The 23,012-nt window shown below is 32.1% G+C and carries 21 protein-coding genes; 19 read left to right on the top strand and 2 right to left on the bottom strand.

All coding sequences use genetic code 11. The features are described from left to right. The first annotated feature begins 1 nt into the window (after nucleotide 1). The 18 genes from GKZ86_RS13490 (at nucleotide 2) to GKZ86_RS13405 (ending at nucleotide 19,835) form a co-directional block, all read left to right on the top strand. Nucleotides 2–919 (top strand): glycosyltransferase family 2 protein, encoded by a 918-nt coding sequence (locus GKZ86_RS13490; RefSeq protein ID WP_154783634.1) that lies wholly within the window; start codon nucleotides 2–4, stop codon nucleotides 917–919. 9 nt (nucleotides 920–928) lie between these two features. After that, complete coding sequence (locus GKZ86_RS13485) at nucleotides 929–1,594, top strand: cytidylyltransferase domain-containing protein (protein WP_154783633.1); 666 nt, start codon at nucleotides 929–931, stop codon at nucleotides 1,592–1,594. A 15-nt stretch (nucleotides 1,595–1,609) separates the two neighbouring features. Beyond that, on the top strand, nucleotides 1,610–2,650 hold the full coding sequence (gene neuB, locus GKZ86_RS13480) for an N-acetylneuraminate synthase (protein ID WP_154783632.1): 1,041 nt from the start codon (nucleotides 1,610–1,612) through the stop codon (nucleotides 2,648–2,650). Continuing rightward, complete coding sequence (gene neuC, locus GKZ86_RS13475; protein ID WP_154783631.1) at nucleotides 2,643–3,776, top strand: UDP-N-acetylglucosamine 2-epimerase; 1,134 nt, start codon at nucleotides 2,643–2,645, stop codon at nucleotides 3,774–3,776. The genes neuB and neuC overlap by 8 nt, the downstream gene beginning before the upstream one ends. Nucleotides 3,777–3,797: 21 nt before the next feature. Then, a complete protein-coding gene (locus GKZ86_RS13470; RefSeq protein WP_154783630.1) occupies nucleotides 3,798–4,703 on the top strand; it encodes an alpha-1,2-fucosyltransferase in 906 nt (301 codons plus the stop codon). After that, nucleotides 4,700–6,091 (top strand): hypothetical protein, encoded by a 1,392-nt coding sequence (locus GKZ86_RS13465; protein WP_154783629.1) that lies wholly within the window; start codon nucleotides 4,700–4,702, stop codon nucleotides 6,089–6,091. The genes GKZ86_RS13470 and GKZ86_RS13465 overlap by 4 nt, the downstream gene beginning before the upstream one ends. Then, nucleotides 6,088–7,167: an acyltransferase gene (locus tag GKZ86_RS13460; RefSeq protein WP_154783628.1), complete on the top strand. Its 1,080-nt coding sequence runs from the start codon at nucleotides 6,088–6,090 to the stop codon at nucleotides 7,165–7,167. The genes GKZ86_RS13465 and GKZ86_RS13460 overlap by 4 nt, the downstream gene beginning before the upstream one ends. After that, nucleotides 7,160–8,242 (top strand): glycosyltransferase family 4 protein, encoded by a 1,083-nt coding sequence (locus GKZ86_RS13455; RefSeq protein ID WP_154783627.1) that lies wholly within the window; start codon nucleotides 7,160–7,162, stop codon nucleotides 8,240–8,242. Before GKZ86_RS13460 ends, GKZ86_RS13455 begins: the two co-directional genes overlap by 8 nt. Before the next feature lie 25 nt (nucleotides 8,243–8,267). Further along, a complete protein-coding gene (locus tag GKZ86_RS13450) occupies nucleotides 8,268–9,701 on the top strand; it encodes an MBOAT family protein (protein ID WP_154783626.1) in 1,434 nt (477 codons plus the stop codon). Then, entirely contained in the window at nucleotides 9,701–10,582 is an 882-nt protein-coding gene (locus GKZ86_RS13445) for a hypothetical protein (protein WP_154783625.1), read from the top strand. Before GKZ86_RS13450 ends, GKZ86_RS13445 begins: the two co-directional genes overlap by 1 nt. Nucleotides 10,583–10,585: 3 nt before the next feature. Next, nucleotides 10,586–11,731 carry a glycosyltransferase family 4 protein gene (locus GKZ86_RS13440; RefSeq protein ID WP_154783624.1) on the top strand — a complete coding sequence of 382 codons (1,146 nt, stop codon included), beginning with the start codon at nucleotides 10,586–10,588 and terminating at the stop codon, nucleotides 11,729–11,731. A 2-nt stretch (nucleotides 11,732–11,733) separates the two neighbouring features. Further along, nucleotides 11,734–13,275, top strand: coding sequence for a glycosyltransferase family 2 protein (locus GKZ86_RS13435; RefSeq protein ID WP_154783623.1), 1,542 nt, complete (start codon nucleotides 11,734–11,736; stop codon nucleotides 13,273–13,275). Continuing rightward, a complete protein-coding gene (locus GKZ86_RS13430; protein ID WP_154783622.1) occupies nucleotides 13,272–14,276 on the top strand; it encodes a glycosyltransferase family 2 protein in 1,005 nt (334 codons plus the stop codon). Before GKZ86_RS13435 ends, GKZ86_RS13430 begins: the two co-directional genes overlap by 4 nt. A gap of 12 nt (nucleotides 14,277–14,288) precedes the next feature. Then, entirely contained in the window at nucleotides 14,289–14,843 is a 555-nt protein-coding gene (locus GKZ86_RS13425) for a serine O-acetyltransferase (RefSeq protein WP_154783621.1), read from the top strand. Beyond that, nucleotides 14,843–15,952: a glycosyltransferase gene (locus GKZ86_RS13420; RefSeq protein WP_154783620.1), complete on the top strand. Its 1,110-nt coding sequence runs from the start codon at nucleotides 14,843–14,845 to the stop codon at nucleotides 15,950–15,952. Before GKZ86_RS13425 ends, GKZ86_RS13420 begins: the two co-directional genes overlap by 1 nt. Before the next feature lie 3 nt (nucleotides 15,953–15,955). After that, entirely contained in the window at nucleotides 15,956–17,023 is a 1,068-nt protein-coding gene (locus GKZ86_RS13415; RefSeq protein WP_154783619.1) for a glycosyltransferase family 4 protein, read from the top strand. A gap of 7 nt (nucleotides 17,024–17,030) precedes the next feature. Further along, nucleotides 17,031–18,371, top strand: coding sequence for an O-antigen ligase (locus GKZ86_RS13410; protein ID WP_154783618.1), 1,341 nt, complete (start codon nucleotides 17,031–17,033; stop codon nucleotides 18,369–18,371). A gap of 69 nt (nucleotides 18,372–18,440) precedes the next feature. Next, nucleotides 18,441–19,835, top strand: coding sequence for an exopolysaccharide biosynthesis polyprenyl glycosylphosphotransferase (locus GKZ86_RS13405; protein ID WP_154783617.1), 1,395 nt, complete (start codon nucleotides 18,441–18,443; stop codon nucleotides 19,833–19,835). Nucleotides 19,836–19,839: 4 nt separating this feature from the next. Here the strand turns inward: GKZ86_RS13405 and GKZ86_RS13400 are convergent, their stop codons facing one another. Next, complete coding sequence (locus GKZ86_RS13400; RefSeq protein WP_154783616.1) at nucleotides 19,840–20,979, bottom strand: DUF4105 domain-containing protein; 1,140 nt, start codon at nucleotides 20,977–20,979, stop codon at nucleotides 19,840–19,842. Between the two features lie 39 nt (nucleotides 20,980–21,018). Then, nucleotides 21,019–22,086 (bottom strand): PorV/PorQ family protein, encoded by a 1,068-nt coding sequence (locus GKZ86_RS13395; protein WP_255460050.1) that lies wholly within the window; start codon nucleotides 22,084–22,086, stop codon nucleotides 21,019–21,021. A gap of 189 nt (nucleotides 22,087–22,275) precedes the next feature. Between GKZ86_RS13395 and GKZ86_RS13390 the strand changes: the two genes are divergently transcribed. Beyond that, nucleotides 22,276–23,007 carry a phosphatidylcholine/phosphatidylserine synthase gene (locus tag GKZ86_RS13390; protein ID WP_154783615.1) on the top strand — a complete coding sequence of 244 codons (732 nt, stop codon included), beginning with the start codon at nucleotides 22,276–22,278 and terminating at the stop codon, nucleotides 23,005–23,007. The last annotated feature ends 5 nt before the right edge of the window (nucleotides 23,008–23,012 follow it).

Genomic DNA, 23,012 nt, shown 5'->3' with positions numbered 1-23,012 from the left:
AATGACATTAATTTCTAAAGGATTCTCCATATTAATTACAACCAAAAATCGGAAAGACGATTTGGCTTTTACGTTGCAAAAATGTCAATCTCTTTTAGATCGAGAAGATGTCGTTTTTATAATTTGCGATGACGGATCGACAGACGGAACTAATTTATTTATTCAGGAAAATTATCCAAAGATTCGGTTTATCAGAAATGAAAAAAGCAAGGGATTAATTTACAGCCGAAACAAATTAATGGATTTGGTTACGACTGAATTCGCCATTTCTATCGATGATGATTTGCATTTTATTACACAAAATCCGTTAGAGATTATTGAAAAAGCATTTCATGAAAACCCTAAAACAGGCTTAATCGGATTTAGAATTTTCTGGAACCTTCAGGAACCTGAAACCACATACTCTAATGAAGTTTCACATCGAATGAAAAGCTTTGTTGGCTGCGGACACGTTTGGCGTATGAGCGCGTGGCGTGATATTCCGTATTATCCGGCATGGTTTATTTTTTATGGAGAAGAAGATTTCGCATCCTTTCAGTTATTCAAAAAAAACTGGGAAATACAGTATTTGCCAGAAGTTTTGGTAAACCACAGAGTTGATATAAAATCCCGTAAAAAAAATGCAGATTACGCCGTTCGTTTGCAACGCTCATTACGTTCCGGCTGGTATTTGTATTTTTTATTTTATCCTTTAAAATTAATTCCAAAAAAAATAGCCTATTCAATTTGGATGCAATTGAAACTAAAAGTTTTCAAAGGAGATTTTAAAGCCTTAAAAGCACTATTATTGGCGCAGTTAGATTTGTTTTTAGCAATTCCAAAAATCATAAAAAACGCCAATAGATTATCAATAAAAGAATATCAGGAATATCAAAAATTAGAAGAAACAAAAATTTATTGGAAACCAGAAGATAAATAATTTTGCCAAATGAAAACTATTGCAATTATTCCGGCTCGCGGAGGATCTAAAAGACTACCGCAAAAAAATATAAAACTGCTTGATGAAATTCCATTAATCGCGCACAGTATTTTATACGCCAAAGCAAACAAAATTATCGATGCCGTTTATGTTTCTACAGATGATAACGACATCAAAAAGATTGCTTTAGAATATGGGGCAAAAGTGATTGACAGGCCTGAAAATATTTCCGGAGATCTGGAACCAACCGTTTCAGCCTTAAAAAATGTATTGGAACAAATCGCTGATGAGGTTGAAAATGTTGTTTTATTACAAGCAACAAATCCGCTTCGTCCAAAAGAATTATTACAGGAAGCATTTACGGTTTATCAGCAGGAAAATCACGATAGTTTATTTACCGTTTCCAGAAATCATCAGAAATTTGGAAAAATAATTGATCAGAAATTCATTCCGTACAATTACGAAATTGGTCAGCGAAGCCAGGATTTAGAGCCTCTTTTTTACGAAAACGGATTGCTTTATATTACAAAAGCAACGTTGATTCTTGAAAATATAATTATTAGTAAAAATGCTTTTCCTTTCAAAATAGATTCTATTTTTGCCAACGTAGATATCGATACGCAAGACGATTTTGATTACGCGGAATATTTATACCAAAAACATATAAAACCCTAATTCATAACCTACTTTATGAAACCATTTATAGAAATTGCAGGACGAAAAATTGGACCGGATTTTCCTCCTTTAGTTATTGCCGAAATCGGAATTAATCACGAAGGCTCATTGCAGGTTGCCAAAGAAATGGTAGACGCAGCAAAAAGAGCCGGAGTAGAAGTTGTAAAACATCAAACCCATATTGTTGAAGACGAAATGAGCGGAGCCGCTAAAAAAGTGATTCCCGGAAATGCCGATGTTTCTATTTATGAAATCATGGAGCGTTGCTCGCTTAATGAAGCTGATGAATTAGAACTTAAAAATTACGTAGAAAGCAAAGGAATGATTTTTATATCAACTCCTTTTTCCCGCGCAGCTGCAGAAAGATTAAAGAAATTTGATATTCCGGCCTATAAAATAGGTTCAGGAGAATGCAATAATTACCCGTTATTAGAGCATATTGCTTCTTTTGGGAAACCGGTTATTTTAAGTACCGGAATGAATACGATAGAAAGTATTCAAAAAGCCGTTGCTATTTTCGACAAACATAATATTCCTGTTGCACTTTTGCATACCACAAATTTATATCCAACGCCTATTCATTTAGTTCGTTTTGGCGCAATGGTAGAATTGCATGAAGCTTTTCCTGATAAAGTTTTTGGTTTAAGCGATCATACCTTAAATAATAATGCATGTTTAGGCGCAGTTGCCCTTGGCGCAAGTATTCTCGAAAGACATTTTACAGATCACATGCAGCGCACAGGTCCGGATATTGTTTGCAGTATGGACGAAAAAGCCTGCCAGGAATTAATTGTTTCAAGTGCAGAAATGGCTTTAATGCGCGGCGGAACTAAGAAACCGGCATTAGAAGAACAAGTAACCATAGATTTTGCTTTTGCAACAGTTTGTGCCATCGCTCCAATTAAAAAAGGCGAAAAATTATCCATGCAAAATATCTGGGTAAAACGTCCGGGAACCGGAAAAATACTAGCCGAACATTTCAATGATTTAATTGGAAAAACAGCTTCGAGAGATATTGAAAATGATGCGCAATTAGATTTTTCTGATTTTGAATAATTCAGCAAAAAAAATTCTTTTCCTGACTGGAACACGCGCTGATTTTAGTAAAATAAAGTCATTGATTTCTATTCTCGAAAAACAACCAGAATTTGAAGTTTTTGTATTTGTTACCGGAATGCATTTGCAGGAAACATACGGTTACACGCTCATAGAAATAGAGCGCTGTAATTTTAAAAACGTTTTTACTTTCGAAAACCATACACACGAAACCACGATGGATTTGACTTTGGCCAAAACCATCGAAGGATTGTCTAATTATTGCAAAGACATCAATCCGGATATGATTGTTGTGCATGGTGATAGGGTCGAAACGTTAGCCGGTGCCATTGTAGGATCGCTGAATAATATTTTGGTTGCTCATATAGAAGGAGGCGAAGTTTCAGGAACTGTCGATGAATTAATTCGTCATAGCGTTAGTAAATTAAGTCACATTCATTTCGTGTCTAACAAACTAGCTGCCAAACGATTGATGCAAATGGGGGAGATTAAAGAATCAGTTTTTAAAATTGGTTCTCCAGATGTTGATATTATGTTTTCAGATCAATTGCCGGATTTAAATACGGCAAAAGCGTATTATAAAACAGATTTTGAAGAATATGCCATTGTCATGTTTCATCCGGTTACAACCGAAATTAAAGACATGCAAAAGTATGCAGAAACTTTTGTTGCTTCTTTATTGCAAGACAATCACAACTATATAGTTATATTTCCCAATAATGATTTAGGAAGCCAATTTATTATTGATGCTTACGAAAAACTAAAAGGCAACAGCCGATTCAGGATTTTCCCGTCTCTTCGCTTTGAATATTTTCTGACGCTCTTAAAAAACAGTCAGTTTATTATTGGCAATAGCAGCGCCGGAATTCGTGAAGCGCCTTATTACGGAATTCCGATTATTAACATCGGAACCCGTCAGCAAAACAGAGCCGTTCACGCTGATATTATCAATACAGATTATTCAGAAACAGCTATAAAAGAGGCGCTTTCAATAATCGATTCACATAAAGTACAAATTGTGGAAGATGATTTTGGACAAGGAAATAGTAATGAATTATTTTTGGAATGCCTGCAAAAAGAAGATATCTGGAAGCTAAATCATCAAAAACAATTTAGAGATGTTTAATGAAATTATCACTGTAATAAAATGATAACATTTTCTAAACTTGGAGCAAAAGGAAATCTCGGAAATCAATTATTTCAAATAGCATCTGTTGTTGGTATTGCTGAAAAACATAAACATGGATATTTTTTTCCAAACTGGAATTATTCGAAATGTTTTAAAAATCAGTTGCCCGTTTCTTATATAGACGAAACCTTTAAAATAGTTAAGGAAAAAAAATTCAGCCATTATGAATGGGATTTAGAAACTGAGAATTATGATCTTGACGGCTGGCTTCAGTCAGAAAAATATTTTAATATTGAAAGAACAAAAGCACTTTTTCAGTTTGAAGATTTTAGTCACGATTTATATGAAAAGTATCATTTTCTTTTTTCAAAAAAAACGATACTAATATCAGTCAGAAGAGGCGATTTTGTAAATAATCCGTATTATTTTCAATTATCCTATTCGTATTATTTTAAAGCATTGCTTAAAAATTTTCCGGATTGGAAAGATAGAAATCTCGTATTTACAAGTGATGATATTGATTATTGTAAATATCATTTTTCATTTTTAAAAAATAGTTTCTTTCTGGAACATTTAACTGCGATCGAGCAACTTGCTTTAGGTTCAAGATTTGATGATTTCATTATAAGCAATTCTACATTTTCATGGTGGATTGCGTGGTTGGGAGAAAAGAAAGAATCTAAAATTGTGAGGCCCGTTAAAAACTTTCGTGGCGAATTTGCAAAGTATAACGATGATTCTGATTATTTTCCGGAAAGATGGATAAGCTTTGATGACAATAAGTTTAGCGCACAAAAAAGATATTTTATCTTATATATAAAAGGTTTCATTTACGCGTTTTTAGTTGATGTTAAATACGTATTCAACAAAGGCAAAAAACGAATTAAAAAATTAATAAAACGATTATTTTGGAATTTAAAATGAAAAAAATAGGAATAGTAATTACAGACGGAGTAGGTTTTAGAAACTTCGTTATGAGTGATTTTATTACTGAAGCCGTACAAAAATTTGAAACCATAATTATCTATTCAGGATTACCCATAAACTGTTATAATAATTTCGATTATCCGAACATAGAAATAAAAGAATTACCTGTTTTTAAAGAAGGCAGACTGACTTGGTTTTTTAGAAAATGGAAAGAACTTGCCCATCTTCAAAAAAATAAAAAATTCTACGGAATGCAGGATAACCTGACTTCAGGATATCCAAAAAGTTTTTCTGCAAGAGGAATTTTGATTAAAGCATTGTATTTTTTCACGAGAATAATTCACAGTAATTCAAGTATTTTATTCGCAGAAAAATTACAGTTTTTATCATTTTCAAAAAACAGTATTACAAAAGAATATTTAACGTTACTAAAAAACGATAAACCGTCGCACGTGTTTTTTACGCATCAGCGTCCGCCGTTTTTAGCACCGTTTTTATATGCTGCAATTCAGTCAAAAATTCCAACAAGCACCTTTATTTTTAGTTGGGATAATCTTGCATCAAAAGGCAGAATGTTAGGCGCTTTTGATCAGTTTTTGGTTTGGAGCCAATTAATGAAAGACGAGTTGCTGTATTTTTATCCAAACGTAAAAAATGAAAATGTACAAATTGTTGGAACGCCTCAATTTGAACCTTACGTTCTTGATAAATACAAATCTACAAAAGAAGAATTTCTTGCAAAATTTGGATTAGATGCCAATAAAAAAATAATTTGCTACAGTTGTGCCGATGTTTCAATTGGACCAAATGATCCCGTTGTTATAAAAGCGATTGCTGAGGCAATTAAGAGTAACGAAATAACGTCTCAGGTTCAGCTTTTAGTACGAACATCTCCGGCAGAAGATGATAGTAGATTTAAATCGATTCGCGATGAGTTTCCTGAAATTGTATGGAACGTTCCCAAATGGATTTTAACGAGAGAAAATCATCAGGAAAGCTGGTCACAGCGAATTCCAAGTTATGAAGACATCAAGGATTTAAGAGCTTTATTAGAATTTGCAGATCTTAACGTAAACATGTGTTCTACAATGAGCCTTGATTTTATGTTGTTTGATAAACCGGTTATTAATACGGTTTTTGGAAATATCGAAAACGGATTATATAACGATCAGCGCTTTTTAAATTACGATCACTTTAAAAAAGTAGTGGATAGTAACGCAGTAACGATTGCAAAAAACAAACAAGAATTAATTGACCAGATTAATGAGGCTTTGCAAAATCCTGAAAAAAGAAAATCAGAAAGAAAAGGCATGATCGAAATGCAGGTAAGCAAATCATTATCCGGAACAAGTAATAGAATTGCTGCCGTTTTATCAGAGTTATGAGCAGCGATTTAGAACTTAAAAAAACAGATAAAAGAATTTCAGTATTAGACGGATTTAGGGCAATTGCTATTATTTCGGTTCTTTTATACCATTATTTTTACCGTTGGAACGATGTGGAATATCCTTATTTTGGAGGAGATTATTTTCATTATGGTTTTAAGGGCGTTTCGTTTTTCTTCATCATAAGCGGATTCGTAATTTGCTATTCGCTGGAAAGCACGCAAAGTTTTTTTGCCTTCTGGAAAAAAAGATTTATTCGCTTATTTCCTTCCATGTTTATTGCTTCAATACTAACATTTACATTTTTGTTCTTTTTTGATTTTGATAAAACTTTTGGCGATAGCAATCATTTTAGAAACGTACTTATAAGTTTTACTTTTTTGCCTCCTAATTTGTTCGATTGGCTTTTTAGAATCAAAAATCATTTTAGTTATCTCAATTATTCTTATTGGAGTTTGTGGCCGGAAATTCAGTTTTATTTCCTGGCGAGTGCCATTTATTTCACGGACAAATTTAATTTTAAAAGAAATTTTTTAATCGTTTGTTTTACAATTGTACTCCTTTATCACGGATTGCTTTTCCTTAATTTTAATGAAAATGTATATTTTGAAAAACTGACAAACTTGTTCAATCTTGTACAGTTCTTAGCCCTTTTTCTTTGCGGAGCATTATTTTATATGTTGTATAAAAATAAAATAAACATAGTTTATGCGGTTCTTTTACTGCCGGTTTTTCTTATTCTAAACTTTTCCCACACAAGAATTGATCTTATTGTGACTACAATTACGTTTTTGCTTTTTTACGGATTTATATATAATCCGGAAAAATTACGTTTTTTAGAAAACAGGTTTATAGTAAAAATTGGCGTTTCATCTTATTTCCTGTATCTGATTCATGAATATATTGGCGTAGTCTGGATTCGTAATATCGTAGGCAATTTTTATCCAAACAGTTTTATTGCGCCCGTTTTAATCCTGATTTTCATGATTGTTTTTAGTATACTATATACACAAAAAATAGAATTTAAGATTGGTAAATACCTCAATAACCTTTTGTTAAAAAGAAAAAATGAATAAAATTGCTATCATCTGCAAGTATGAATTACTTCCTGAACGCGTAGGAGGTATGGATTATTTTTTCTGGGATTTTGATAAAAAATGCAAAGAAAATGGCATCGAAATCGATTGGTTTTTTCCCAATCATTCGAACCACGGCCAATATTCTAATTTGAATATTTACAGCAATACAACAAAAAGTCTGGAAAGTAATTTCCTTTCTTTTTGCCAGGAAAACAAACCGGAATACAGTTATATTATTACTCATTTTGTAGAATTATGCACGCCTTTTTTCTCCAAAATCAGCAAATTATCCAAAGCTAAAATTATTGCCGTAGATCATAATCCGAGACCTTTAAACGGATATCCTTTCAAAAAGAGAATCAATAAAAGACTAAAAGGATTTTTGTTTTCAAAATACATCGACGTTTTTGTTGGCGTTTCAGATTATACCGTAAATGCAATTTTGCAGGATTTTGGAAATCATTTAAAATCTAAAACCCAAACCATTTATAACGGCGTAATTATCGACAGCATTTTGGTTAGAGAAACCAGAAATGACATTAAACCCAGTTTTTTGGTCGCCTCGCATTTAAGAGAATCAAAAGGAATTCAGGATTTAATAGATGCTGTAAATGGGCTTTCACCTTCAATAAAAGAAGATATTACAATAGATGTTTACGGAGACGGACCTTATAAAGAAAAATTGCTGGAAAAAATTAAACAATATTCTTTAGAGAAAGTTTTTGTTTTAAAAGGAAGCAAAGCCAATCTAAATGAGATTTTTTCGCAATACGATTATATGCTGCAGCCAACGCACATGGAATGTTTTAGTTTATCGATTTTAGAAAGTCTTGCGGCAAATGTTCCCGTAATTACAACAGCTGTTGGCGGAAACACAGAAGTAATTACAAATCAGGAAAACGGATATATATTTGAAGCAAAAAACACTCAGGCTTTAACCAACATTCTTGAGGACATTTACTTAGGAAACAAAAAGATATCGATTAATACAAGAGAATTAATTGCCAATTCCTTTTCTTTGCCGAAAATGGTAGAAAATCATTTAAAACTAATTGTAGAGAGCACAAATTAAATTTAAAATTTCATAAATATCACAGATGTTTTTTAACTCCATAGCATTTGCTATTTTTTTGCCAATCGTGTTCTTCCTGTATTGGTTTGTTTTCAATAAAAACAAAAGCACACAAAATGCTTTATTAATTATTGCCAGTTATTATTTTTATTCTTGTTGGGATTGGAGATTCCTATTTTTATTGGTTTTTTCGACATTTCTGGACTATTATACCGGAATTCAAATCGAAAAAGGAAAATCAGAAAACAGTCGAAAATTTTGGTTTTGGCTTAGTATTTTAGTCAATTTAGGTTTCCTGGGAATCTTTAAATATTATAACTTTTTTGCTGCCTCATTCTCAGATTTATTAAACTCTGCAGGATTTAAAGCAAGTCCAATTTTATTGAATGTTATTCTTCCGGTCGGAATTTCATTTTATACTTTTCACGGTTTATCGTACGTAATAGATATTTATTTCAAGAGAATAAAAGCCGAATATAACTTTGTAGATTATTCATTATTCGTAAGTTATTTTCCGCTTTTGGTTGCCGGACCAATCGAAAGAGCCACGCACTTATTGCCTCAGGTAAAAGTAAAAAGAGAATTTGATTTTCAGATTGCCAAAGAAGGAGTTTATCAAATTGTTTGGGGATTAGTAAAAAAAGTAATTATTGCAGATACTTGCGCCACGTATGCAAATGCAATTTTTGACAATTATACATCTGTCAATTCCTTCTCCTTAATTATGGGAGCTATTTATTTTGCATTTCAAATTTACGGAGACTTTTCAGGATATTCAGATATCGCATTGGGAGTATCAAAACTGTTTGGGTTAGATTTACTTCGAAACTTTAATTATCCTTATTTCTCAAGAGATATTGCAGAGTTTTGGCGTCGTTGGCATATTTCGTTGTCGTCATGGTTTCGCGATTATTTGTACATTCCGTTAGGCGGAAGCAAAGGCGGAATCTGGATGAAAATCAGAAATACATTTATCATTTTTGTTGTCAGCGGATTTTGGCATGGCGCCAATTGGACGTATATCGTCTGGGGATTCATAAATGCCGTTTACTTCCTGCCATTGCTTTTATCAAACAGCAATCGTAATAATATGGATGCTATTAAACTCAAATTTGATTTTGATTCTGCAAAAGTAGTTATGAGTATTTTATATACCTTTTTCTTAACCTGTGTTGCCTGGGTATTTTTTAGGGCCAAAACCATTACAGATGCTGTTTTGTATCTAAAACGAATTATTACCAATCACGATTTCAGTTTTCAATATCTCGCTAATGAGCGATATAGTTATGAATTATTGCTTGTAATTGGTGTTTTTGTTTTAATTGAATGGAACAATCGAAACCAAATAGAACCGCTTTCAGGAAAAAGAAGCATTTTAAAATTGTCGCTGGCAATATTGGCTATCATGGCTTTTGGAACATTTTCAGATTATAAAGAATTTATATATTTTCAGTTTTAATGAAGAAATTTATAATATATACCGCTAAAGTTTTAATCATTACGATATTGATTGCCGTCGCGTTAGACGGACTTTATACCGCTGTTTTTTTGCAATCTAAAAACAGAGGAAAAATTGAAACCGTTTTTAATTCAAAACCTCAAAAACTAGATGTTGTAATTCTGGGATCTTCAAGAGCGAATAATCATTTTGTGTCGCAAATGTTTGAAGACAAAGGATTAAAAGCCTTTAATTACGGAATGAGCGGCGGACATTTATTTGAGGCTTCATTAATGTTAAAGTTAATGATTGAAAGAAAATACGAAATTAAAAACGTAATTCTCGAAGCAGATTTAAACCTTTCTAACGATCACGAAGCCGAAGGTATCGCAGCTTTGTTTTTGCCTTATATTCATAATTCAACAGTGATTAAAGACCATTTTTCATCTCAGGAAAACTTTAATGAACTGTATTATATTCCCTTTTACAGATATATTAAATATGACACTAAAATTGGTTTCAGGGAAACGTTTTTTACGCTAATCCATAAAAAAACAAATGCGTTAGATAATCTGGGTTATTATCCGTTAGAAAAACATAAAAATGGCAATATGAAAAATAATATTGTCAATTTAAATCCGTTGCCTCACAATAAATATTACGAAGAAATTAAAAATCTTTGCAAAGCCAATAACATTAATTTCATCGCCGTGATGACACCAATGTGCGAAAATGTTACCGGTATGAATTATTTTGATAAAGTAAAAAAAGCATATCCCGAAATTTATAATTATGAAAATGTCGTAGTCGAAAATAAATATTTTTCTTCATGCGGACACATGACAGATACGGGATCAAGAATGTTTACAGCCAGAATTTTAAAAGATTTTTTTAAGAAATAAAACATGAAAATAGCCTTTTTAACACCAGAATATCCGCACGCAAAAACAGGAAATTCAGGAGGACTCGGGACAAGTATTAAAAATCTGGCCATTGGTTTATTAGATCAGGGCGTTGAAGTAAGAGTTCTTGTATACGGTCAAAAAGAAGATACTTTTTTTGATGACAATGGCGTACTTATTCAACAGATAAAAAATGTAAAAGTAAAAGGATTATCATGGTTTTTTACAAGAAAAAAAATTGAAAAAATCATCGATAAGCTATATTCAGATAAAGAAATAGATTTAGTTGAAGCGCCTGACTGGACCGGAATTTCATCTTTTATAAAACCAAAATCATGTCCGCTAATCATAAGATTAAACGGATCTGACGCTTATTTTTGTCATTTAGACAATCGTCCGGTAAAATGGGTAAACAAGTTTCATGAAAAAAGAGCTTTGCAAAAAGCAGACAAATTACTGTCAGTAAGCCAGTTTACAGCAGATAAAACGAATTTTGTTTTTGGTTTAAATAAAAAATTCGGAATTATTCCAAATCCTATAGATTCTCAATTGTTTCAACCGGGAAACCAAAATAATGAAACCGGCCAGAACATTTTATATTTTGGAAGCCTTATTCGTAAAAAAGGACTTTTGGAGTTACCGTTGATTTTTAATAAAGTTGTAGAAAATAATCCTGAAGCCAAATTAATTTTAATAGGCAGAGATGTTCCGGATATTATCTCCGGAAATTCTTCAACATGGCAAATGATGCAGGATCTTTTCTCAGAGAAAGCATTCAAAAATGTTGAATATCTTGGAGGCGTTCCGTACGACCAAATCAGACAAAAAATTCTCGAATCAAAAGTATGTGTTTTTCCATCTTTTGCCGAAGCTTTTCCCGTTTCGTGGTTAGAAGCTATGGCTTTAGAAAAACCTATTGTAGCTTCAAATGTGGGCTGGGCAAGCGAAATGATCGACGACGGTGAAAACGGTTTTTTAGTAGATCCTAAAGATCACGCCTTATACGCACAAAGAATAATTCAGTTTTTAGACGATGAAACATTATGTTTAAAAGCAGGAAAATCAGCCAGAGAAAAGGTCGAGAAATGTTTCGACATTCAGGTTTTAGCCAAAAAAAATATTGAATTTTATAAATCCTTAATCGCTTAGTTTTGGTTCTATTATATCATAATCATAATAAAGTAGTAAAGGTTATTTCAAAAGGTAATGCGATTTTATCTTTTGATAAAAAAGCAACTATAGCTACTGTATTACTAGATTTGGCGATACAAAATCCGCAGTCGAAAATAATTTGGTGCCACGAAAATCACCAGGAATTTTTGAATTTAGATGCAATAGATTCTGTTTTTCATCACAACAAAATGATGTTGTCTTATAACCCGAATGAAATCAGTTTTTTAGGAAAAAAAATAGGCTACATTGATGAATCGCCATTTATTAAAATCAATAAAAAGGTAACATATCCAACTTGGATAATGAGCGGTTTGGTTGGCGTTATTCACGCAACGGTATTATTAGAAGTAAAAAACAAAATAAAACCGGATTCAGATTTTGATTATTATTTAAGTTCTATCGCCAAAGTTTGCATGCCGTTAGGATTATTATGTTATTCTGAGCCAAAATTATTAGCAACGAATAATATAAATGCAACCGTAAAACCTTCAAACTTTACACTCTTTAAGTTTGTAAAACAACATTACAGAACAAGATGGATCTTTTTGCTGTTTTTAAATTTAATGGTTTATGAATTCAAATTTCCTGTTTTAGCATCGATTTATAGCCTCTTTTTTAAGAACAGAAATAACAATACTATAAAACTGGATAAAATTGAAGTTAACGCTTCAACAAAAGCAATCGATTCACAAACCGTAGATATTTTAATTCCTACTATTGGCAGAAAAAAATATTTGTATGATGTTTTGGTAGATTTATCAAAACAGACACATTTACCAAAAAACGTCATTATTGTAGAACAAAATCCTGATTTACAAAGCACATCAGAACTTGATTATTTAGTTTCTGAAAATTGGCCGTTTAAAATAAAACACACATTTATAAACCAAACGGGCGCTTGCAATGCCAGAAATGTTGCTTTAGATCAGGTTGAAAGTGAATGGATCTTTTTTGCGGATGACGATATTAGATTTAATGAAAATTTTATTGAATCAGCAATTGATCTGATTTCTCAATATAAATGTAAAGCGGTTACGTTTAGATGTTTTCAGGAAAACGAAAAGCAAACAATCAAAGAAATATTTCAATGGAGCGCTTTTGGTTCAGGATGTAGTTTTGTTAAAAGTGAAGCAGTCAAAAATGTTCAGTTTGATTTACGATATGAATTTGGATTTGGTGAAGACACTGATTTTGGAATGCAGATTCGCAATTCAGGATGCGATGTTTTGTATTTTCCAACTCCGGAAATATTACATTTAAAAGCGCCAATTGGAGGCTTTAGAACAAAACCAAGCTTACTTTGGAGCAATGATGAAATCAAACCAAAACCATCGCCAACGATAACATTGTATAAACTTTTGCATGAAACCAAAGAACAGCATAACGGATACAAAACCATTTTGTTCTTTAAATACTATAGAAATCAATCTGTTAAAAACCCGATAAAATATTATTTTAAGTTTCAGAAAGAATGGAAGCGAAGTTTGTATTGGGCAAATGAACTAATCAATAAAGCATGAAATTTTCTCTAATCATTTGTACGTATATGCGTCCTGAACCTTTGCTGAAATTATTGCAATCGGTTCATAAACAAACCATTTATCCCGATGAGATTTTAATTATTGATGGTTCATTAAACAATGAAACAGAAGTTATTATAAGTCAAAATCAATTTGAAAATTTAAACTATTATTTGGTTGACAATGCAAATCGCGGACTTACCAAACAAAGAAATTTTGGTATCAACAAGGTAAACAATACTATGGAAATTGTTTGTTTTCTTGATGATGATACCATTTTAGAAACAGACTATTTTAAAAACCTGCTGGATACTTATAATTTGTTTCCTGAAGCTCTTGGCGTGGGAGGTTTTATTACGAATGAAGTAAAATGGGAGAAAACTCCGGAAAATTATATCCCGACAATAAATGAATTTTATTTTGATGGCTGGAAACGTAAAGACGGAAGCCGTTTTATATTAAGAAAAAAACTAAATCTCGACAGCGATTGTCCTCCGGGTTTTTCTCCGTTATTTTCGCACGGCAGAAGCGTTAGTTTTTTACCGCCAACAGATAAAATATATGAAGTAGAACAATTAATGGGAGGCGTTTCATCTTTTAAAAAATCGGTTTTTGAGAAACTTTCTTTTTCAGAATATTTCGCAGGTTACGGATTATATGAAGATGCTGATTTTACATTAAGAGTTGCTAAAACAGGAAAATTATATATTAATACAGCAGCAAAACTGGGGCACTTTCATGCCGCATCAGGAAGACCGAACCAATATTTGTATGGCAAAATGGTCGTTAGAAACGGTTGGTATGTTTGGCGTGTTAAAAATTCAAATCCAAACGTGAAATCGCGTCTAAAATGGAATGCAATTACTATTTTGCTAACGCTAATACGATTTACGAATGTAATTACGGGCAGTGATAAAAAAGCAGCTTTTACCGAAGCCATGGGAAGAACAATTGGCTGGTGGAGTTTGATTTTTAATAAACCGGTATTAGATAAGGAATAACTCAAAACGAAGATGACTTTACTACAAATAATTAATTCAGATTATAAAAAATATAAAAAATACGGAGGTAATTTTTTTGCCATTGTATTTTTTACACAAGGTTTTTGGGCTGTTTTTCAACACCGCATTGCGCATTTTTTTTATGACAATGTAAAATGGAAACTGTTTAGAATTCCGCTTTTGTTTTTGACATTATTATGGCAAAAAACAATTGAAATTATGACCGGAATTTCGATTCCGTCTTCTGCAAAAATTGGACATTCTTTTTATATTGGTCATTTTGGCGGAATCATAATTAATGCAAAAGCTGTTATCGGAAACAATTGCAATATTTCGCAAGGTGTTACGATTGGCGTTTCTGGAAACGAAGATCAAAGAGGAGTTCCTGTTTTAGGCGATGATATTTATATTGGTGCAAATTCCGTTATCGCCGGAAAAATAACTATTGGCAATAATGTTTTAGTCGGTGCCTGTTCTTTGGTCAATTCTTCAGTTGCAGATAATGCGGTTGTATTAGGCGTTCCCGCGATTGTAATTTCGCAAAGCGGATCAAAAAAATATATTTAATGAAATTATTAATTGTTTCGAATGCGCCGCTTATCTACAAAGATGAAAAAGCATTTGCATATAGTCCGTATATTAAAGAACTAAACGTTTGGCAAAAATATGCCGATGTCAGTTTTTGTTGCCCTGTTTGGGAAACGGATAGAGGATTGTTGATTGCCGAAATACCTTTTAAGGTTCACAATCATTATAAATTATTAGACACCAATCTTAACTCATTAAAACAGATTTTAAAATCATTTGTTTTTAATTTCTATAATCTTTTTGTGTTGTTTAAGGCGATGAAAAATGCAGATCATATTCATTTGCGTTGTCCCGGAAATATAGGATTATTGGGTTGTTTGGTTCAGATATTTTTTCCGCATAAAAAGAAAACCACTAAATATGCCGGAAATTGGGATCCAAATAGTAAACAGCCACGTTCATATCGTTTACAAAAATGGATTCTGAACAATACATTTTTAACCCGAAACATGCAGGTTTTAGTTTATGGAAGTTGGGAAAATCAATCCAAAAATATAAAATCATTTTTTACAGCAACTTACTCAGAAACAGAGAAAGAAATTGTAACAAAAAGTGATTTATCTATAACAATAGAATTTGTTTTTGTTGGAAGTCTTGTCATTGGAAAAAATCCGCTTTATGCTATAAAACTGATTCAGAGATTAATTGAAAACGGACGAAATGTTATTTTGAATTTATACGGTGATGGTGTAGAAAAAAATAATCTGGAACTTTACATAAAGGAAAATAAATTAGAAAATCATGTCTTTTTGCAGGGAAACCAAAATCAGGAAGTAATAAAAAAAGCTTATCAAAAAAGCCATTTTGTTATTTTGCCTTCTAAAAGCGAAGGCTGGCCAAAAGCAATTGCAGAAGGTATGTTTTGGGAATGTGTTCCTGTAGCGACGAAAGTTTCCTGTGTTCCGTTTATGCTCGATTTTGGAAATCGTGGTATTTTAATCGAAATGAATTTAGAAAACGACAGTATTCAAATAGAAAAAATGGTAGATGAAGAAACTGCTTTTGCAATCAAAAGTAAACTAGCTTCAAAATGGTCACAAACCTATACAACTGAGTTTTTTGAAGACGAAATTAAAAAGTTATTATAAACAATGAGAATTGCACAATTAATAGATTCTTTAGATGCCGGCGGTGCTGAACGAATGGCGGTAAATTATGCCAATGCGTTAGCCGGAAAAATAACTTTTTCTGGTTTGGTTGCAACCCGAAAAGAAGGAAGTTTGAAGGATCAGATTCATCCGGATGTTTCCTATCTCTTTCTGCAAAAAAAAAGAAGCTTGGATTTTTCGGCAATTTTAAGATTACGAAAATATATTGTTTCCAATAAAATAGAAATATTACATGCGCATAGTTCGTCGTTTTTTATAGCAGTTTTAGTAAAACTGACATTGCCAAAAGTAAAAATCGTTTGGCACGATCATTACGGAACAAGGGCTAAGGAAACGAAAAAAGAGAACCGGGTTTTAATCTTTTTATCAATGTTTTTTTCTTCCATTTTTGTGGTTAATCTTCAATTGAAAGAATGGAGCAAAAAAAACATGAAATGTTCAAATGTCATTTTTATCCCTAATTTTACAGCTTCTGAAAATGTTTTTAAACCGGAAACAACTTTAAAGGGAATAAATGGCAAAAGGATTGTATTTTTGGCAAATCTAAAAAATCCTAAAAATCATATTTTAATTTTAGAAGCATTTTTAGCATTAAAACTGAATGAATTAGATTGGAGTTTACATTTGATAGGAAAAGATTATTTTGATGCTTATTCTGATGTTTTAAAAGATTTTATAAAATTGCATTCGCTGGAAAACGATATACATTTGTACGGCAGTAAAAATGATGTTAAACACATTTTATCGCAAGCCACAATAGGTGTGTTATCATCAACACAAGAAGGTTTTCCGGTTACATTGTTAGAATACGGATTGGCAAATTTGGCCGTAGTTTCTACAAACGTCGGGTATTGTTCGGTTGTTATTAAAAATGAAGTAAACGGATTATTGTTTGATCCGTCTTCTAGTACTGAAACGAAAAAACAATTGTCGAAAATGATTCAGAATGATTCATTTAGAAAAGAAATGAGCAATAATTTGAAACAGTTAGTTGTAGAGAATTATTCAGAAGAGGTTGTGATAAACAAATTAATTTCAGCCTACCAATAAAATAGTAATGAAAAATAAAACATTATCGTACACACTTATCGTAATTATACATGCAGTAATTGCTTTGGCGGTTTTTGTTGCTCCTTTTTTATCCAAATTATATGCACTTTTAATTCCTGTAGTTGGTTTTTATATCGTTTATAACTCACAAAACAGAAACAACGAAGTACTTTGGGTTACAGCCTATTTGGTTGGTGCTGAGGTGTTTCTTAGAATGACCGGAGGTAATTTTAATAACGAATATGTAAAGTTTAATGTCGTATTCTTTATGTTTTTAGGAATGGGATACAGCAATTTTTCTTCCAATGCGTATATCTATTGGTTTTTCCTTATTTTATTAGTTCCCGGAATTTTAATGACTTTTACCGAAATAGATTATAATGGAGATGTTAAAAAATCTTTGGTTTTTAACTTATCCGGTCCGGTTTGTCTGGCCATTTCTTCTATTTATATGTTTAAGCGGAAGATTAGTTTTGATAATCTTCAAACCATTTTGGTAGCGATAGGAATGCCTATTTTAACCACAACGGTTTATTTGTTTTTATACAATCCAAGTGTAAAAGATGTAGTAACCGGAACACAATCTAATTTTGAAACTTCAGGAGGATTTGGTCCTAATCAGGTTTCAACCGTTTTAGGATTGGGAATTTTTATCTTTTTTACACAAGTAATTCTATTTTCAAAAACTAAAAAAGAAACGTTTTTAAACGCAGCTTTATTAATATTTGTTAGTTACCGCGGCGTTGTAACTTTTTCAAGAGGAGGTGTTATAACAGGAATTGTAATGATCGTTTTGCTGTTGTTTGTACTTTATTATTTTTCTAACGCAAAAGGCAAAAGTAAATTTGCCCTTATTTTTATACTCACGGGATTAATGGGCGTGGGAATCTGGACTTATACATCGGTACAAACCGGAGGACTTATTGATAAGCGTTACGCGAATAAGGATGCAAAAGGAAGGATGAAAAAAGATAATTTAGGGGGACGTGAAGAAATCATGGATTCTGAAATAAAACTTTTTCTGGATAATCCTGTAATGGGCGTAGGAGCCGGAATGGGAAAACAGTTTAGAAAAGAAACTTTTGGTGCAGAAATTGCATCTCATAATGAAATAACACGTATGTTGAGCGAGCACGGTATCTTTGGTATATTGGGGCTTTTAATACTATTTATAACACCATTAATACTTTATCTTAATAATAGGCAGCATTTGTATATTTTCTCTTTCTACATTTTTTGGCTGCTTACAATTAACCACGCCTCTATGCGTACAGCGGCTCCAGCATTCGTTTACGCGTTGACTTTACTTTCGGTTCAATTTAAAAATCCAAAAAATCCTGAGAATTAGATCGGTTATATTATTTTTTTTGTAATACATTTGTTCAAGTTTTTGCCCCAAAACAAAACCAAATAACCAATGTTTACAAAAAATAAAATTCATTTCGAGATATCGGAAAGGAAAGTACTACTTCATATTTTTGATGCTTTCTTTGTCCTTGCTATGCTCTATGTTTTGAGCCAGATCTCAAATTTCCAATATTTCAAATTCTCAATTGAAAGCTATTATTGGGAGATTGTATTAATATCCTACATATTCATTTTTGGTTCTATATTTGAAATGTATAATCTGCAAGTTGCAAGTAACCAGCTGCAAACCACTAAAAGTACGGTTTTTACTGTAACCACAACCGTATTTGTTTACCTGTTAACGCCGGTTTTATCACCGGAACTTCCCAAAAACAGGATTGCAATTTTAATCTTTTATTTTGCTATTCTTTTCGCATTATTATCCTGGAGATATTTATATTATTATTTTTTGGCCTCGCATCGTTTTGTCCAAAACGTAGTTTTAATATGCGATAAAAATCAAGTCGAAGAATTGGTTTTAGGACTTGAAAATGTTGACCCGCATTATAAAATAATTGGTTTCGTAAACTCAGATTCTGTTTGCGACAACGAGACCGATTTTCATTATGTAAAAGAAATCAAAAAGGAGAAACTGAGAAGTTTTGTAGTGAGTAATGATATTTCTGAAATTGTAATAGCTTCTCAAAACACAGACGGTATTACAGCCGATTTATATCAGCAATTACTTCATTTACTAGAATCAGGAAATATTATCAGAGAGTATACGCAAGTTTACGAAAGCAAAACACAGCGAATTCCTGTGCAGTATATTGCAAGGGATTTTTATCGTTTTTTCCCTTTTAGCCGAAGCAATAATAACAAGTTGTATTTGTTATTGGTTCGTTTTATTGAGCTTATTTTCTCTTTATTTGGCTTGCTTGTTTGCTTTGTCATTATTCCTTTTCTTTATATCGGAAATCTTATTGGCAACAAAGGAAGTTTGTTTTATACACAAGAGCGAATAGGCAAAAACGGGGTTGCTTTTAAAATCTATAAGTTTAGAACGATGGTTGAAAACTCTGAAGTAAACGGAGCTGCATTTGCAACATCAAACGATAAACGTATTACGCCGCTTGGTAAATTTATGCGTAAAGCCAGAATTGATGAACTGCCGCAGTTTTTTAATGTTTTAATAGGCGATATGGCTGTGATAGGCCCAAGACCTGAGCGACCATTTTTTGTTGACGAAATCGCTAAAATAATGCCGTTTTATGAAACAAGACATGTGGTAAAACCTGGTTTAACAGGTTGGGCACAGGTTAATTATTCTTACGGAGAATCGATCGAAGAAAGTTTGATAAAGCTGCAATATGATTTATACTACATCAAACACCGAAGTGTTTTTCTAGATTTAAGCATAACTTTCAAAACTATTACAACAATTGTATTTTATAGAGGACAATAGTTGTTTAGATAATAATCGGAATACGTTTTTTATTTCGAATAGCAACTCTGACCAAAACAAAACCACTTGTAATTATCATTGGTAAAACAATAAAAAAGTGTGCTTTATTGATCATGAATATCCCGTAAATTATCAGAAAAAGTAAATGTAAAACAGCAAACCTATAAGTCCATCTTTTGTTTTTTGCGATTGAGAAAAAAATCAAAACCAACAAAAGTGGGCTAAATAAAAGGATATTGTAATTCATCGATAATTCGTGGTGGAAAGAATAAAATCCAACAGAAACAAAAAAGATTCCCATTAAGGATAAAATTAAAAGATAGATTTTATCTACAATTTTATTATGGGCCAAAACTACAAAAGCAAGAATAATTAAATAAGAATAAATATTATTCCACCATGAAGTTGGTGTTTCCTTATCAAAACTTATTATCGTTTGGCTTTTTGAAACTAAAGCATGATTTTGATAGGTAGTTTTATCTAAACTGCTTTTTAATTCAAAAGGCAAAAAGATTTTTGTTCCTAACTGATCTACTTTTGTTCCGAAAATAATGCTCGTTCCTAATTTTTCGTAAAAGTGACCATCAAAATAAGGAAATAAAATAGAGCGATAGGTTATATCAGTATCTCCTTTTTTTACAATTACATTTTCATTTAAAACCGAATTGATAACATCGACGACCATCGAAGTACAGTTTTTATCAATAAATTTATAAGTATAATAACGATCTTCAGAAAGTAAAGTCGCATTTAATTTATCAAAAAGCCTCTGCTTTACATCTTGAGGAATCAGTAATTCCTGCTCAAAAACACTTCTTTTCTCCGTATTATATTCATCAACAAACTCTGGGAAAGAATGTGTAATTACAAAATATTGTAAATCTCCTTTAGTAAATTTTGCTACGAAATTTGGAGTCCTGAAATCAAATGCGCCATAATTATAAACCACATCAACATTATTCGCCGGATCTGCAACCCTGATGGCTGTGTGACCAAAATAAGAATATGTTTCATTGCCAAGACCGCAAGTAATAACGCTTATTTTTGCATCGTTTGACAATGGTATACTCTGACCAAAACCAATACTAAAACTTAGTAATAATAATAAACTCAAAAGTGTTTTTTTGAAATTGACTTTTTTCATGATTTAAAATTTTAAGAAGTTGTATGAGGTTTTTAATTATTATCTAAAGATACCTAAATCTACTTTCAATGAGAAAATATTTGAGTATAAAGCGGTACTTTGATTTCCTAAATCAGTTAAAGCATAATCTACCTGAATGCCTTTATACTTAAAGCCTAACCCAATATTAGGTTGAAAGTTTACTTTTTCGCTATTGTCTAACTGCGTTACATTTTGAAAATTTCCTACACCGGCTCTTAAAAAAACCAAGTCAGTATAACCACCTTCAAAACCAATTGCGGGATCAATACTAACTACTTTTGATGAAATAATATCGTTAGTCTGCTCAAAACGCATGTTTAGGTTTGTGGCTATTAAAAGGCTGTAATCATTATGGAATTCAATTTTTTTCGAAACTCCTAATTGCGCTTTTGGTAAAGTGATTTCTGTGCTTTCCGGCAATTCGGTATTTTCTCCCGGAATAGCATTCGCAATTTTTTTGTATTCTTCCTCATCAATATTCCAAACATTATAAGTTGTGGTAATATCGCGAAGCATCAAACCGAATTTCCAGTCGTTTTTTTCAAACTGAAGCCCAAAATCAAAACCAAATCCCCACGAATTAGCAAATTTTCCAATAATCCTGCGAATAACCTTTGCATTAACGCCATATTGAAAACCCTCAACAGGTAATTTTTTTGCATACGAAAATGTAAAAGCATAATCAGCTGTTGAGAATAAACTAACACGATTATAATCTATATTTCCCTGATTATCGATTAATTCCGTAGTATCTAAAATATCATCGACACCAAAACGAATCATCGAAATTCCCCAGGCGCTTCTGTCGTCAATTGGACTTGCATATCCTATATAATCGTACTGCGCAATATTTGCAAAATAATTGGCATGCATCAACGAAATCTGATGATCTTCAAGATGCGTTAAACCAGCCGGATTCCAATAAACTGCATTTACATCATCTGTAGAGGCAACCACAGCACTCGACATTCCTAATGCTGCAGCATCAACACCAATGTTCATAAACTCATTCGAATATTTTCGAACAGTTTGTGCATATTGTGTAGTGCAACTCCAAAATAATAAAAGCCCAAAAAGTTTCTTCAAAGGATATTTTTTTGCAAACCGAAGCCTGTTTTAATTTTTATCAAAAATATAATATTTTACTCATCTAATTTCTTCCTTTCGATAAATATTACGAAAGTGTGAATTTCGGCTAAAAAACTCTTCATAAAACACAATTTAGATACAGTTATTATGTTAAATTTGCTGCTTACCATTTATCAAAAATAAATCATGAATATTAAAAAGCACATTCCAAACCTAATTACGTTAATTAATCTTTTTTGTGGTTGCATCGCAGTTGTTTTTGTTTCTAAAGCGATTCAAACGGGTGATTCCTCAAACTACGAAATGGCTTTTTATTTTGTTTGTTTAGGGATCTTTTTTGATTTTTTTGATGGTTTTTTCGCCAGATTATTCAAAGTGTCAAGCCCGCTTGGTTTACAATTAGATTCTTTAGCAGATATGGTAACAAGTGGCGTTGCTCCTGGTTTTGTTATGTACACAATGTTTCTAAACAGTGCTCATGAATTAGGAACAAATCCTGCCATTCCGTTTTTAGGATTCATAGTAACTTTAGGATCTTGCTACAGATTAGCGAATTTTAATATCGATACACGCCAAACTGATTCTTTTATTGGTTTGCCAACGCCGGCTAACTCACTTTTTATTTTGAGTTTGCCATTAGTTCTTAAATTTTCAGATTCTTTATTCATGCTGGAAATTTTAACGAATCAATGGATTTTATTAATAATTACGTTGTGTAGTGCTTATATTTTGAATGCTGAAATTCCGTTATTTTCTTTGAAAATCAAGAAATTCAATCTTAAAGATAATGCACTTCAAGTAGTATTTTTATTGATTTCTATCGTATTGGTAGTATTGCTTCATTACATTGCAATTCCTTTAATCATCATTTTTTACGTATTGCTTTCGATCGTAAATAATCTGTTTCTGAAAAAGTAGTTTTA

The sequence above is a fragment of the Flavobacterium sp. LC2016-13 genome (genome assembly GCF_009707955.1).
Classification (GTDB): Bacteria; Bacteroidota; Bacteroidia; order Flavobacteriales; family Flavobacteriaceae; genus Flavobacterium.
This window is presented reverse-complemented; position numbering and strand designations above follow the sequence as displayed.

What these genes read in the sequence shown, in the direction of transcription:
- GKZ86_RS13490 (WP_154783634.1), top strand. Translation starts at nt 2, where the DNA reads ATGACATTAATTTCTAAAGGATTCTCCATATTAATTACAACCAAAAAT.
- GKZ86_RS13485 (WP_154783633.1), top strand. Translation starts at nt 929, where the DNA reads ATGAAAACTATTGCAATTATTCCGGCTCGCGGAGGATCTAAAAGACTA.
- GKZ86_RS13390 (WP_154783615.1), top strand. Translation starts at nt 22,276, where the DNA reads ATGAATATTAAAAAGCACATTCCAAACCTAATTACGTTAATTAATCTT.
- GKZ86_RS13400 (WP_154783616.1), bottom strand. Translation starts at nt 20,979, where the DNA reads ATGAAAAAAGTCAATTTCAAAAAAACACTTTTGAGTTTATTATTATTA.
- GKZ86_RS13430 (WP_154783622.1), top strand. Translation starts at nt 13,272, where the DNA reads ATGAAATTTTCTCTAATCATTTGTACGTATATGCGTCCTGAACCTTTG.
- GKZ86_RS13420 (WP_154783620.1), top strand. Translation starts at nt 14,843, where the DNA reads ATGAAATTATTAATTGTTTCGAATGCGCCGCTTATCTACAAAGATGAA.
- GKZ86_RS13440 (WP_154783624.1), top strand. Translation starts at nt 10,586, where the DNA reads ATGAAAATAGCCTTTTTAACACCAGAATATCCGCACGCAAAAACAGGA.
- GKZ86_RS13450 (WP_154783626.1), top strand. Translation starts at nt 8,268, where the DNA reads ATGTTTTTTAACTCCATAGCATTTGCTATTTTTTTGCCAATCGTGTTC.
- GKZ86_RS13415 (WP_154783619.1), top strand. Translation starts at nt 15,956, where the DNA reads ATGAGAATTGCACAATTAATAGATTCTTTAGATGCCGGCGGTGCTGAA.
- GKZ86_RS13425 (WP_154783621.1), top strand. Translation starts at nt 14,289, where the DNA reads ATGACTTTACTACAAATAATTAATTCAGATTATAAAAAATATAAAAAA.
- GKZ86_RS13460 (WP_154783628.1), top strand. Translation starts at nt 6,088, where the DNA reads ATGAGCAGCGATTTAGAACTTAAAAAAACAGATAAAAGAATTTCAGTA.
- GKZ86_RS13445 (WP_154783625.1), top strand. Translation starts at nt 9,701, where the DNA reads ATGAAGAAATTTATAATATATACCGCTAAAGTTTTAATCATTACGATA.
- GKZ86_RS13470 (WP_154783630.1), top strand. Translation starts at nt 3,798, where the DNA reads ATGATAACATTTTCTAAACTTGGAGCAAAAGGAAATCTCGGAAATCAA.
- GKZ86_RS13455 (WP_154783627.1), top strand. Translation starts at nt 7,160, where the DNA reads ATGAATAAAATTGCTATCATCTGCAAGTATGAATTACTTCCTGAACGC.
- GKZ86_RS13465 (WP_154783629.1), top strand. Translation starts at nt 4,700, where the DNA reads ATGAAAAAAATAGGAATAGTAATTACAGACGGAGTAGGTTTTAGAAAC.
- GKZ86_RS13410 (WP_154783618.1), top strand. Translation starts at nt 17,031, where the DNA reads ATGAAAAATAAAACATTATCGTACACACTTATCGTAATTATACATGCA.
- neuB (WP_154783632.1), top strand. Translation starts at nt 1,610, where the DNA reads ATGAAACCATTTATAGAAATTGCAGGACGAAAAATTGGACCGGATTTT.
- GKZ86_RS13405 (WP_154783617.1), top strand. Translation starts at nt 18,441, where the DNA reads ATGTTTACAAAAAATAAAATTCATTTCGAGATATCGGAAAGGAAAGTA.